The organism is Burkholderia sp. Ac-20379 (assembly GCF_017104645.1).
In the GTDB taxonomy this organism is placed as follows: domain Bacteria; phylum Pseudomonadota; class Gammaproteobacteria; order Burkholderiales; family Burkholderiaceae; genus Burkholderia.
Window position 1 is genome coordinate 1 of sequence record NZ_JAAGPF010000223.1, and the last position, 11,960, is coordinate 11,960.

At 67.9% G+C, this 11,960-nt stretch carries 12 protein-coding genes; 5 read left to right on the forward strand and 7 right to left on the reverse strand.

The window, feature by feature from the left end; all coding sequences use genetic code 11:
* From G3N92_RS23405 to G3N92_RS23435, 7 genes are all read right to left on the reverse strand, one after another.
* On the reverse strand, positions 1 to 183 hold a 183-nt coding region (locus G3N92_RS23405), incomplete at its 3' end, for a hypothetical protein (RefSeq protein WP_206129962.1).
* 7 nt (positions 184 to 190) lie between these two features.
* Positions 191 to 1,423, reverse strand: a complete 1,233-nt coding sequence (locus G3N92_RS23410) for an aminotransferase class I/II-fold pyridoxal phosphate-dependent enzyme (RefSeq protein ID WP_206129963.1) — start codon at positions 1,421 to 1,423, stop codon at positions 191 to 193.
* Positions 1,424 to 1,463: 40 nt separating this feature from the next.
* Positions 1,464 to 2,639, reverse strand: a complete 1,176-nt coding sequence (locus G3N92_RS23415; RefSeq protein ID WP_206129964.1) for a Xaa-Pro peptidase family protein — start codon at positions 2,637 to 2,639, stop codon at positions 1,464 to 1,466.
* Positions 2,640 to 2,650: 11 nt separating this feature from the next.
* Positions 2,651 to 3,772 (reverse strand): mandelate racemase/muconate lactonizing enzyme family protein, encoded by a 1,122-nt coding sequence (locus tag G3N92_RS23420; RefSeq protein ID WP_206129965.1) that lies wholly within the window; start codon positions 3,770 to 3,772, stop codon positions 2,651 to 2,653.
* Complete coding sequence (locus G3N92_RS23425; RefSeq protein ID WP_206129966.1) at positions 3,769 to 4,944, reverse strand: M20 family metallopeptidase; 1,176 nt, start codon at positions 4,942 to 4,944, stop codon at positions 3,769 to 3,771. The genes G3N92_RS23420 and G3N92_RS23425 overlap by 4 nt, the downstream gene beginning before the upstream one ends.
* 14 nt (positions 4,945 to 4,958) lie before the next feature.
* A complete protein-coding gene (locus tag G3N92_RS23430) occupies positions 4,959 to 5,699 on the reverse strand; it encodes an amino acid ABC transporter ATP-binding protein (RefSeq protein ID WP_206129967.1) in 741 nt (246 codons plus the stop codon).
* Between the two features lie 9 nt (positions 5,700 to 5,708).
* Positions 5,709 to 6,431 (reverse strand): amino acid ABC transporter permease, encoded by a 723-nt coding sequence (locus G3N92_RS23435; RefSeq protein ID WP_206129968.1) that lies wholly within the window; start codon positions 6,429 to 6,431, stop codon positions 5,709 to 5,711.
* Positions 6,432 to 6,621: 190 nt separating this feature from the next.
* Here G3N92_RS23435 and G3N92_RS23440 point away from each other — a divergent pair, with 190 nt between their 5' ends.
* The 5 genes from G3N92_RS23440 to G3N92_RS23460 all read left to right on the forward strand — a co-directional run.
* Positions 6,622 to 7,548, forward strand: coding sequence for a GntR family transcriptional regulator (locus G3N92_RS23440; RefSeq protein WP_206129969.1), 927 nt, complete (start codon positions 6,622 to 6,624; stop codon positions 7,546 to 7,548).
* 380 nt (positions 7,549 to 7,928) lie between these two features.
* On the forward strand, positions 7,929 to 9,281 hold the full coding sequence (locus G3N92_RS23445) for an extracellular solute-binding protein (RefSeq protein ID WP_206129970.1): 1,353 nt from the start codon (positions 7,929 to 7,931) through the stop codon (positions 9,279 to 9,281).
* 52 nt (positions 9,282 to 9,333) lie between these two features.
* Entirely contained in the window at positions 9,334 to 10,248 is a 915-nt protein-coding gene (locus tag G3N92_RS23450; protein WP_206129971.1) for a sugar ABC transporter permease, read from the forward strand.
* 3 nt (positions 10,249 to 10,251) lie between these two features.
* Positions 10,252 to 11,085 carry a carbohydrate ABC transporter permease gene (locus G3N92_RS23455; protein WP_206129972.1) on the forward strand — a complete coding sequence of 278 codons (834 nt, stop codon included), beginning with the start codon at positions 10,252 to 10,254 and terminating at the stop codon, positions 11,083 to 11,085.
* A 59-nt stretch (positions 11,086 to 11,144) separates the two neighbouring features.
* Positions 11,145 to 11,960: ABC transporter ATP-binding protein (locus G3N92_RS23460; protein WP_206129973.1), on the forward strand; the 816-nt coding region annotated here is incomplete at its 3' end.

Consider the following 11,960-nt stretch of genomic DNA (forward strand, 5'->3'; position numbering starts at 1 on the left):
CAGCAGGCCGCTCGGCAGCAGCGCGCCGGCCACGCCGACGTGCTGCTGCGCGTCGGCATGGCGCGCGGTGTCGAAGCGCGCCGGCAGGTGATGCATCGGCAGGCCGAGCGCCCGGGCGAGCCATGCGGCCAGCGCGCCGTACTGCGCGGGCGCCGCCGCGTCGTCGAGGACCAGGTCGAGCATGCGGGCCTCAGTGCTGGCCGGCTTCGACGGTCGGCAACACCAGCGCCGCGCAGGCCGCCTCGATGCGCCGGCACGCTTCGTCGAGCGTGGCCATCGGCACCGCGTAGGCGATCCGCACATGGTGCTCGACGCCGAACGCGCCGCCGTGCACCACGCCCACGTGCGCGGTGTCGAGCAGGTAGCTCGCGAAGTCGAAATCGTTGCGCAGCACCTTGCCGTCCGGCGTGGTCGCGCCCACCAGCCCCGCGCAATTGACGAACGCGTAGAACGCGCCTTCGGCCACGTCGCATTGGAGCCCTTCGCAACGCGCGACGGTGGCCAGCACGCGGTCGCGGCTCTCGCGCAGCGCGCCGAGCCAGTCGCGCATGAAGCCGGTGCCGCCGCGCAGCGCGGCGATGGCCGCGGCCTGCGAGATGGTGCTCGGGTTCGAGGTGCTTTGCGATTGCAGCGTGACCATCGCGCGGATCAGCCAGGCCGGGCCGCCCGCATAACCGATCCGCCAGCCCGTCATCGAATAGCCCTTCGAGACGCCGTTGACGGTCAGCGTGCGCTCGCGCAGCCGCGGCTCGATCTGCACCGGCGTGGCGAAGCCTTCGGTGTAGCGCGTGTGCTCGTAGATGTCGTCGGCCATCAGCAGCACGTGCTCGTGATCGACCAGCACGTCGGTCAGCGCCTTCAGTTCGTCGTGCGTATAGACGGCGCCGGTCGGATTGTTCGGCGAATTGAGGATCAGCCAGCGCGTGCGCGGGCCGATCGCGGCGCGCAGCACCTCGGGCCTGAGCTTCCAGCCGTCGTCGGCGCTCGACGGCAGCACGCGCACGCGGCCGTCGGCGAGCGCGACCATGTCCGGGTACGACACCCAGTACGGCGCGCAGATCAGCACCTCGTCCTCGGGCGCGATGGTGGCCAGCAGCGCGTTGAAGATCAACTGCTTCGCGCCGGTGCCGGCGATCACTTCGGCGCGCGTGTAGCGGATGCCGTTCTCGGCGTCGAACTTCTCGATGATGGCGTCGAGCAGCTCGGCGGTGCCGGCCACCGCCGTGTACTTGGTGTCGCCGCGCTCGATCGCGGCGATGCCGGCGCGCTTGATGTGCTCGGGCGTGTCGAAATGCAGCTCGCCTTCGCCCAGGTTGATGACGGCCTTGCCCGCGGCGGTCAGCGCGCGGACCTTGTCGGAAATCGCCGCGGTGGGCGAGGGCTGCACGCGGCTCATGCGCGGCGCCAGTTGGTTCGATGTCATGATGACCTCGTGGAAATCGGGATCGGAAGCGGCCGCGCCGTCACGCGTTCACGCGCAGCAGCGGGCGTTCGATGGCGCCGAGCGCGCGGTAGCCGGTGTCGGTCACGACCACGGTTTCGCTGACGCCGACGGTGAATTCGCCGTAGATCCGCAGCGCGGGCGGGATATGGAACGTCATGCCCGGCTGCAGCGGCGCGGTCACGCCGGTGTACATACTGAGGATCGAACCTTCGCCCCAGTCCGGCGCGAACGAAATGCCGACCGAGTAGCCGGTGCGCTTCTTGAAGTTGTCGGTGTAGCCGGCGCGGTCGATCACGCGCTGGCAGGCCAGGTGCGGGGCCTCGCACGGCTCGCCCGGACGGATCGCGTCGAGCGCGGCGGCCAGCGCTTCCTGGCACACCTTCTCCATGTCGAGCGCCTGCGCGGGCGCCTCGCCGATCCAGGCCGAGCGCATCAGCGCGGCGTGGTAGCGGTCGTGGCAGGCGGCCATTTCGAGGAAGGCGGGCGCGTCGTTCTCGAGCGCGCGGCGGCGCCAGGTGCCGTGCGGCACGCCGGTGCGCGGGCCGGCCGACACCAGCGGTTCCATGCCCACGTATTCCGAACCGGCCGCGATCGCCGCGCCCATCATGGCAGCCACCAGCGTGTTCTCGGTCGAGCCCACGCGCACGGCGGCCAGGCCGGCGCGCATGCCCGCATCCACGTAGCCGGCGGCGATCGCGATCTTCTCGATCTCGGCGGCCGATTTCACGGCGCGCAGCGATTCGACGATGCCGCTCGCGTCGGCGATCGTGCCGAGCCGCTCGGTCAGCGTTTCGTACACGGCGATCGGCAGGAACCAGCCGCGCTTCTCGAGCGCGATGCGCTTGCCGACCAGGCCCTTCTGCGTCAGCACGCGGGCCAGCACGTCGATCGGGTTGTCGCCGTCGCTGTAGACCTGCGCATCGCTGATGTAGGTGTTGGCGATGAAGTTGAAGTATTCGAGCTGGCGGATCACGAACACCGGATCGCCGGCCACCGGCAGCACCAGCGCCTGGAACGTGTAGTAGCCCGGCGTTTGCTGGCCGGTCAGATAGAAGATGTTTTCGGGGCCGGTCACGATCATCGCGTCGATGTTCGCGGCGCAGAGCGCGGCGCGCGCGCGTTCGACGCGGCGGGCGTATTCGTCGGCGGGGAATGCCGATTCGCAACCTTGGGCGGGGCCTTGCGAGGTCTGCATGATCAGGTTTCCTAAAAATGTCGGATAAGGTTGGTGGCGGCGGCGTCGAATGCGACGCCGAGGCCGGTCGGGGAGGCGGCGCGCACCGCGCCGTCCGAGTAGGTGAGGCCGGAGGCGGGATCGTCCACGAGCCCGTCCGCGCCGTACAGTTCCGCCCATTGCGGCCGGACCGCCGCGCACACCTGCAGCGCGGCGGCCGTCGCGGCGGCGCCTTCGTTCATCTGGCCGATCATCAGCGCCACGCCGGCCGCCGAGAGCTTGCGCGCCGCGGCCACCGTGGCCGCGATGCCGCCGAGCTTGACCAGCTTCAGGTGCGCGGCGAGCGGATAGCCGGCCAGCATGCACAGCGCGTCCACGTCGGCCGCCGATTGGAGGCTCTCGTCGAGCATCAGCGTGAGCGGGCTGGCGTCGGCCACGCGCCGCAGCAGATCCCAATCGCCGGCCGCGATCGGCTGTTCGAGGTAATCGAGGCCGCGCGCCGCGAGCGCCGCGAAGCGCGCCGGGCAATCGGCCGGTTCCCACTGGCCGTTGGCGTCGGCCGACAGCGCGATGGCGTCGCCGAAGCGCTCGCGCAGCAGGTCGATGCGGCGCAGGTCGTCGTCGAACGCGCCGATGCCGATCCGCAGCTTCAGATCGGTGAAGCCGCGCGCCACATAGCCTGCCGCGCGCTCGAGCAGCACCGCGTCGCTCGACCAGAACAGCGTCTGGTTGGTCGGCCAGGCGGCCGGGGCAAGGCTGTCGCGGCTGTTGCCGCCGTGGATCGGCAGCCCGAACTGGGCGGCCACGCTGGTGCCCTCGCGGCGCGCCAGCAGGTCGCGCAGCGCGCTGTCGATCAGCATCCGCACCGGCGCGAGGCGGCCCGGCAGCCAGTGCGCGGCGCTGTCGAGCAGCGCGCGCGCATCCTGCCGCCAGTCGATCGCCGCCAGCGCGGCCTCGGCGTCGGCGAGCACCGCCGCGGCGTCGAGGCCGTTCAGGTAGGCGATGTTCAGGCGCGTCTCGCCGATGCCGAACGCGCTGCCGTCGCGCAGGTGCAGGTACAGCGCGTCGAGCGCGGCGACGCTGCCGGAGGCGGCCGTGTGCAGCACGAGGCCGCCGCCGTAATGGAGCGAGGCGCGGTGCAGGGCGGCGTTCACGATTGCGCGGCGCCCGGTTTGAGCATCTCGAGCGCCACGTCGCGATAGATCAGGCTCGCGGCCAGGAACTCGTCGATCGGCACGAATTCGTCGGGCTTGTGCGCGACTTCGAGCGTGCCCGGGCCGATCACCACGCCGGCCGCGCCGACGCTGCGGAAGTGCACCAGATCGCAGCCGCCCTGAAAGCCGAACGGGCCCGGTTCCGGGTTGCCGTGGCGGCGGCAGGCTTCGAGGCTGGCCTGCACGATCTTCGAATCCTGCGCGGTTTCGGTCGCGCCGCCCGTGGTGGGCTTGTATTCGAGGATCTCGGCGCGCACGCCCAGTTCGGCCTGGGCGCGGTCGAGCAGGGCCTGGATCTCGGCCTTCACCTCGTCTTCCGATTCGCCCGGCACCATGCGGCGGTCGAGCAGCAGATCGCAGGCGCCCGGCACGACGTTGTCGGCATGGCCGCCCATCGCGCGCGTGACGGTCAGGCTGGCCGGGCCGACGAGCGGGTGGCAGCGGCAGCGCACTTCCTTCTCGTGATGGCCTTCCACCAGCTTCAGCAACTGGGCGGCGCGGTAGATCGCGTTGTCGCCCAGGTGCGGCGTGCCCGAGTGGGCCGTCACGCCGTGCACGCGGATCAGCGGGCGCAGGCTGCCCTTGTGCGCCGAGAACGTGGCGTTCGAGGTGGGTTCGCCCACCACCACGAAATCGACGTGCGGCTTCTGCGCCGCGTAGAACTTCGCGCCTTCGCTGGCGGCTTCCTCGTCGGCGGTGAACACGCCGAGCAGCGTGCCCGACCAGCTCGCGCGGTCGGCCGCGAGCATCCGCAGCGCCTCGAGCATCGCGGCCAGCGGGCCCTTCGCGTCGCACGCGCCGCGGCCGTACAGCTTGCCGTCGGCTTCGCGCAGCGAGAACGGTTCGGAGGCCCAACCTTCGCCGGCGGGCACCACGTCGAGGTGGGTGTTGAACGCGAACACGGGGCCGGGGCCGTTTTCGAGGCGCGCCATCACGTTGGCGCGGCCCGGCTTGTATTCGGACGTCGACAGGTCGAAGCCCTCGGCTTCGAGCGCGCGATGCACCCATTGCGCGGCTTCGATTTCGTGGCCGGGCGGGTTTTCGGTGTTGATGCCGACGAGGGCGGCGAGGTCGCGCTTCATGCGCGACAGGTCGGGTTGCTGCATGGCCATGCTGGGGGCTCCGCTCAATGGAGAATCTGGTCGAGGAAGCGGCGCGCGCGCTCGTGCGTCGAGCCGCCGAAGAATTGGTCGCTGGTGTCGGTCAGCACGACCTCGCCGGCTTCCATGAAAACGATCTTGTCGGCCGCGCGCTTGGCGAAGCCCATTTCGTGCGTGACCACCAGGCTCGTCATGCCTTCGGCGCTCAGTTCGGCCATCACGTCGAGCACTTCGCTGACCATCTCCGGGTCGAGCGCGGAGGTGGGCTCGTCGTACAGCATGACCTTCGGCTTCATGGCCAGCGCGCGGGCGATCGCCACGCGCTGCTGCTGGCCGCCCGAGAGCTGGTCGGGAAAGTGGTCGGCGCGCTCGCGCAGGCGCACCTTGCTGAGCAGCGCGAGCGCGAGATCGTGCGCGTCGTGGCGCGACATGCCGGCCACCGTGACGGGCGCGAGCATGATGTTTTCCACGGCCGACAGATGCGAGAACAGCTCGAAGTTCTGGAACACCATGCCGATCTGCTGGCGCACCAGGTGTTCGTGCTTGCGTTCGCGCGTCACGTCGCGGCCTTCGAACAGGATGTTGCCGGCGTCGACCGTCTCGAGCAGGTTCACGCAGCGCAGCAGCGTGGATTTGCCCGAGCCGGACGGCCCGACGATCACGATGGTTTCCTTCTGCTGCACGTCGATCGAGCAGCCCTTCAGGACCGGCGTGTCGCCGTAGCGCTTGTCGATGCGATGGATTTTCAAGAGCGGTGGGGTCGGCATCACGGGTCCTTAGCGGGTCATCGGTTGCGAGGTGCCGAGCAGGCGTTCGGCGAACGACAGGCGGCGCATGGCGGTCTTGCGCTTGCGGTCGAGCGAGCGTTCCATCCAGCTCTGCAGCAGCATGAACAGGGTGGTCAGGGCCAGGTAATAGATGCCGGCGGCGGTCAGCGCCTCCAGGTAGCGGAAGTTCGCGCTCGCGGCCTGGTTGGCCACCAGCAGCAGTTCCTGCACCGCGATCACCGACACCAGCGCGCTGAGCTTGAGCATGCCGATCATCTGGTTGCCGATCGGCGGCAGCACCACGCGCAGCGCCTGCGGCACGACGATGTGGCGGAACACCTTGGCGCGCGTCATGCCGAGCGCGAAGCCGGCGGTGCGCTGGCCCTGCTTCACGGCGTGCAGGCCCGAGCGGAAGATTTCCGACATGAACGCGCCTTCGTTCAGCGACAGCGCCAGCACCGCGCACACGAACGCGCTGAAGCGGATGCCGAACGACGGCAGCACGTTGTAGATGAAGATGATCTGGAACAGCACCGGCGTGCCGCGGAACAGCCACAGATAGCCGAACGTGAAGGTGCGGGCGATGCGGCTGTGGGTGCCTTGCAGCAGCGCGAGCACGAGGCCGATCAGCATGCCGAAGCCGAGCGAGACGACCGTCAGCAGCAGCGTCAGCGCCGCGCCGTGGAGGAATTCGCCCGAGGTCAGGTACTCGAGCAGTAGTGATAGCGACATGTGCAGCTCCCGTGATTCGCAATTTGTTCGGTATGTGCCAATTTATACAAATGCAAAAAAACACGGTCAAGCAGGAATTTCGAAGTTTTCGCTGCAATCGTGCCGAAAGCCACGCCGTAGCTGGGGCCAGAGGCATATTTGAAATTTGTATTTTTTGTTATGCTTGCGCCATTCGATGGAGGATGGGGCAATGACGAAGCGGGCAGGCAAGGGGGCGCAAGGGTTGGCCAAGCAGATCCTCGATCTGATCGAGGAGGCGCGGTTCGAGGTCGGCTATCACTTGCGCGAACAGCAACTGGCGGATCTGCTCGGCGTGTCGCGCACGCCGGTGCGAGCGGCGATGGGCGTGCTCGAATCGTTCGGCGTGGTGGAAGCGCGCAAGAACCAGGGCTACTTCCTCGCGCAGCCGCCGGACGGCCTGCACCGGATCGAACTCGACCTGCCGCCGTCGGCCGACGAGGATCTGTACAACCGGCTCGTGACCGACCGGCTGGCCGGCACGATTCCCGCCTCGCTGACGCAGACGGACATCGCGCAGCGCTACGCCGTCGATCGCGTGACCATGACGCGCGCGCTGTCGCGGCTGTCCGAGGACGGCCTGATCATCCGCAACAAGGGGCATGGCTGGAGCTTCCAGCCCTCGCTCGATTCGGCGCTGACGCTGAAGAACAGCTATGACTTCCGGCTCACGCTGGAGCCGGCCGGGCTTTTGCTGCCCACGTTTTCGCCCGATCGTTCGGTGCTGGAGCGCTGCCGGCGCGAGCACATCTTCCTGGTGTCGCAACTGGGCGGCAACAGCGTGACGCCCAAGCAGGTGTTCGAGACCGACGCGAATTTCCACGAAATGCTGGCCGAATACAGCGGCAACGTGTTCATGTATCAATCGATGCAGCAGCAGAACCGCCTGCGCCGGCTGCTCGAATTCCAGGGCTACGTGAACCGCAAGCGGATTCGCGAATGGTGCGGCGAGCACGTCGAGATCCTCGAATCGATCCTCGACGGCGATATGGAAACGGCTGCCGAGCGCATGCACAAGCACCTGTCGCATGCGTATCACACCACCGGCGCGGCCGATGCGCCGGCGCGGGTGCGGCGGCCGGTGGTGACGCCCGCCTGACCTTCCTGATCCAGGGCGCGCGCCTGCCGCCCTGATCGGCCGCTCGCGGCGCCGCCCCGGCGCCTTCGGTTTGCCTCCGCCGTGCCGCGCCCTCGAGCGGCGCGCGCCGCCTGTCCTCCGAATCCCGTCTCCCGTTCTTCCTTCGCCTGCCTCGTCGATCCGGCCCGAGGCTGGGCGCATTGGCGTTCTGTATTCGAAAAATACCTGATACAAATCGTGCGCCATGCGAACTTGTATGGATGGCGATTGCCCTTCCTTGTGCGCAATTTCGACGTGGCTTGGCAAATTATTTGCCCGTATCCGTTGTCGCTCGAAATTTTTCCAGTTATAAATACGCACAACGGTGCGCTATGCGCACAACAACGGGGAGCGAAAACTTCATGTTCGATGGCAATCGTAATCACGGCGCGTCGCGCCGACATTTCCTGAAAGTGCTGGCAGCCGGCGGTGCCGCGGCGGTGGGCGGAGCGGGTTTCGCGGGGCGGGCGTTCGCCGACGCGCCGATCACGCTGCGCTGGTGGTCGACGCAATCGGCCCCCGATCAGATGAAGGCGTATCGCGACCAGATCGCCGGGTTCATGAAGCTGCATCCGGACATCAAGGTGGTGTTCGAGCCGACTTCCGACGAAGGCTACCCGGCGCAGTTCGCCGCCGCGTTCGCGGCCAAACAGGTGCCGGACATCGTCACGCACCTGCCGTCCTACGCCGCGCAGACCTACTACGCGGAAGGGCTGCTCGAACCGATGGACGACGTGGTCGCGAAGATCGGCGTGCAGAACTACTACCCCGGCGCGAACGACGTGTTCCGCACCGCCGACGGCAAGCTCTGCGCCACCGGCCTGGCCAATACCGCGGCCGACATGCTCTGGGTGCGCCGCGACCTGATGCAGAAGGCCGGTGTGGACAAGGTGCCGCAAACCTGGGACGAACTGCGCAACGCCTGCAAGAAGATGCAGGCCGGCCGCATCTACGGCGCGCCGCTGCCGTACGGCCTGAACAGCATGACCTCGCTGATCATGCTCGGCTTCATCCATCGCGCGGGTGGGCAGGTGTTCACGCCGGATCTGCAGGTGGCGATCGACAGCCCCGAAACGCGCCATGCGCTCGATTTCTACAAGTCGATGCGCGAGTTCACGCCGCCGGGCGCGACCGGCTACAGCTGGGGCGAGAGCCTGACCGCGTTCGTGTCGGGCGCGACCGCCACCGGCATCTATGGCGGGCGCGTGCTCGACAACATCGCCACCCAGAACCCGGCGATCGCCGGCGCGGTCGGCTGCGCGACCTATCCGACCGTATCGGCCTCGGTGCCCGCCTGGACCTACAACGATTTCCCGTGCGTGTTCGTGCCGAAGGGCGTGAAGAACGTGGCGGCCTCGAAGGCGTTCGCCGCGTACCTGTACGACCCGGTCGGCTACATCGAGGAACTGCTCGGCGCGCCGGGCCATCTGCTGCCGGTGCTCAAGCCGATCTCGGCCGATCCGCGCTACACGCGCAACCCGATCATCGCGAAGTATTCCGCCGACGTCGAACGCATGGCCAACGCCGCCGCGGCCGGCCACAACCTCGGCTACGAGTCGCCGAAGCACAAGGCGAACCGGCGCGCCAACGAGATCGTCGCCAGCAACGTGCTGGCCGAGATGGTGCAGCGCGTGGTGCTGAACGGCGAGGCGCCCAACACCGTGGTGCCGGCCACCGCGCGGCGGCTCGATGCGCTGATGAAGGCGAAGGCCTGACGCGAACGCCGGCCCGCCCGGCGTCGCCGTCGGCCATTCGATAAGGAACCCTATGCAAACCGTGACACTGGCGCGCGCCTCGCGCGCGTCGCTCGATTCGCGCTACGGCCAGCTCGGCATGCTGCTGATCCTGCCGGCCGCGCTGCTGATGTTCGCCACGATCGTCTATCCGCTGCTCTACGCGTTCTGGCTGTCGCTGAACTCGGTCTACACGCCCACCCAGGCGGCCTCGTTCGTGGGCCTGCGCAACTACGCCGAGATGCTGGGCAGCGCGACGTTCTGGGACGGCCTGCTGACCACGGTGATCTGGACCACCGGCACGCTGGTGCTGCAGATCGTGGCCGGCGTGGCGGTGGCGCTGCTGCTCAACGAGAAGATCGTGTTCCGCGCCGCCGCGCGCGGCCTGATCCTGTTTCCGTACTTCGTCTCGACGGTGGTGGCGGTGCTGGTCTGGCGCTGGCTGTTCAACGATCTGTACGGGATCGTCAATCAGGTGCTGATGGAGCTGCACCTGATCTCGACGCCGCTGAACTGGCTCGGCGAAATGCCGAACGCGATGCTCAGCATCATCCTGGTGGGGGCGTGGAAGTATTTCCCGTTCGTGGTGATCGCGGTGCTCGCACGGTTGCAGACGATTCCGCTGTCGCTGTACGAGGCGGCCCGCATGGACGGCGCCGGCCCCGTCGCGCGTTTCCTCGACGTGACGCTGCCGCAGTTGCGCGACGTACTCGGCGTGGTGATTCTGCTGCGCATCATCTGGGATTTCAAGGAGTTCGACCTGCTGTACCTGATGACGGGCGGCGGGCCGATCAACCGCACGCGTTCGCTGCCGCTGCTCGTCTACCAGCAGGCGTTCGGCCTGAACCAGATGGGCGCGGCGTCGGCCACCGCGATCGGCATGATGGCCGTGATGGCGGTGTTCATGACCTGGTACTTGATGCGCGCCCGACGCGCGAAGGGGAACTGAACGATGCAAGCCAGCCGTCTGCGCATCGCGCTCGCCTCGGCCGCGACCTGGGCGATCGTGCTGCTCGCGATCTTTCCGCTGATCTGGATGGTGCTCACCTCGATCAAGCCGCAAAGCGAGCTGTTCGTCTATCCGGTGCCGATCCTGCCGCAGCACGTCACGTTCGAGCATTACCGCCGCCTGCTGGAGGACACGCCGTTCCTACAGTACTTCCGCAATTCGGTGGTGCTGGCCTGCGCCACCACCGCGCTGGTGATGGTGGTGGCCACGCTCGGCGCGTACAGCCTGTCGCGCTATCGCTACCGGGGCCGCGAGCTGATCGCCACCGCGGTGCTGTTCACCTATCTGCTGCCGTCGGTGGTCCTGATCATTCCGCTGTATCTGATGATGGTGAAGCTCGGCCTGCAGAACTCGCTGACGAGCCTGGTGATCTCGTACACCACGTTCGCGCTGCCGTACGCGTTGTGGCTGCTGCGCTCGTTCATGGAGGGCATTCCCGACGATCTCGAATCGGCGGCGCTGGTGGACGGCGCCGGGCGGCTCGGCGCGTTCGTCGACGTGATCCTGCCGCAGGCGCTGCCGGGCCTGATCTCGACCACGCTGTTCACGTTCATCCTGGCCTGGAACGAATACCTGTACGCGCTCGTGCTGGTGAATACCGACGAGACGCGGCCGCTGACCACCGGCGTCATGAACATGCTGGTGTCCGCGTTCAACATCGAGTGGTCGCTGCTGATGGCGGCCTCCGTGATGATGAGCGTGCCGCTGCTGGTGTTCTTCGCGTTCCTGCAGCGCTACCTGACGAGCGGTTTCGGCGCGGGCGGGGTGAAGGGGTAACGGAGTGAGGGGTTGGGCGCGGCGCGCTGCGCCGCCGGAAGCAATCGGAGAATGAACAGATGACCACAGTCAGTTTCAGAAACATCAGGAAGGTGTTCGGCGAGACCGTCACGATTCCGTCGCTCGATCTGCATATCGAATCGGGCGAGTTCGTCTCGCTGCTCGGGCCGTCGGGCTGCGGCAAGACCACCACGCTGCGGATGCTCGCGGGGCTGGAGCAGCCGACCGAGGGCACCATCGAGATCGGCGGGCAGGCGGTGCAGTCGCTGCCGCCCGCGCAGCGCGACATCGCGATGGTGTTCCAGTCCTACGCGCTGTATCCGCATCTGAGCGTGGCCGAGAACATCCGCTATCCGCTGAAGAAGCGCGGCGTGCCGAAGGCCGAATGGCCCGCGCTGCAGAAGCAGGTGGTGCAGTTGCTGCAGCTCGACGCGCTGCTCGACCGCAAGCCGCGTCAACTGTCGGGCGGCCAGCAGCAGCGCGTCGCGCTCGGCCGCGCGTTGATTCGGAAGCCGAAGGTGTTCCTGCTCGACGAGCCGCTCTCGAACCTCGACGCGAAGCTGCGCGCCCACATGCGCGCCGAGCTGATCGAGCTGCATCAGCGGATCCGCACCACCACCGTCTACGTGACGCACGACCAGCTCGAGGCGATGACGATGTCGACACGCATCGCCGTCATGAACGGCGGCCAGCTTCAGCAGTTCGCCACGCCCGACGAGATCTACTACCGACCGGCCAACCTGTTCGTGGCCGGCTTCATCGGCACGCCGGCGATGTCGCTGGCCGACGCGAACCTGGCCCGCGAGGACGGCGCGCTGGTGGCGCGCGCCGGCAGCCTGACGCTGCGGCTCGACGCCGACGCGCTGGTGGCGGCG

Coding starts and splice junctions, on each gene's coding strand:
- G3N92_RS23410 (WP_206129963.1), bottom strand. CDS start 1,423: ATGACATCGAACCAACTGGCGCCGCGCATGAGCCGCGTGCAGCCCTCG.
- G3N92_RS23415 (WP_206129964.1), bottom strand. CDS start 2,639: ATGCAGACCTCGCAAGGCCCCGCCCAAGGTTGCGAATCGGCATTCCCC.
- G3N92_RS23425 (WP_206129966.1), bottom strand. CDS start 4,944: ATGGCCATGCAGCAACCCGACCTGTCGCGCATGAAGCGCGACCTCGCC.
- G3N92_RS23430 (WP_206129967.1), bottom strand. CDS start 5,699: ATGCCGACCCCACCGCTCTTGAAAATCCATCGCATCGACAAGCGCTAC.
- G3N92_RS23435 (WP_206129968.1), bottom strand. CDS start 6,431: ATGTCGCTATCACTACTGCTCGAGTACCTGACCTCGGGCGAATTCCTC.
- G3N92_RS23440 (WP_206129969.1), top strand. CDS start 6,622: ATGACGAAGCGGGCAGGCAAGGGGGCGCAAGGGTTGGCCAAGCAGATC.
- G3N92_RS23445 (WP_206129970.1), top strand. CDS start 7,929: ATGTTCGATGGCAATCGTAATCACGGCGCGTCGCGCCGACATTTCCTG.
- G3N92_RS23450 (WP_206129971.1), top strand. CDS start 9,334: ATGCAAACCGTGACACTGGCGCGCGCCTCGCGCGCGTCGCTCGATTCG.
- G3N92_RS23455 (WP_206129972.1), top strand. CDS start 10,252: ATGCAAGCCAGCCGTCTGCGCATCGCGCTCGCCTCGGCCGCGACCTGG.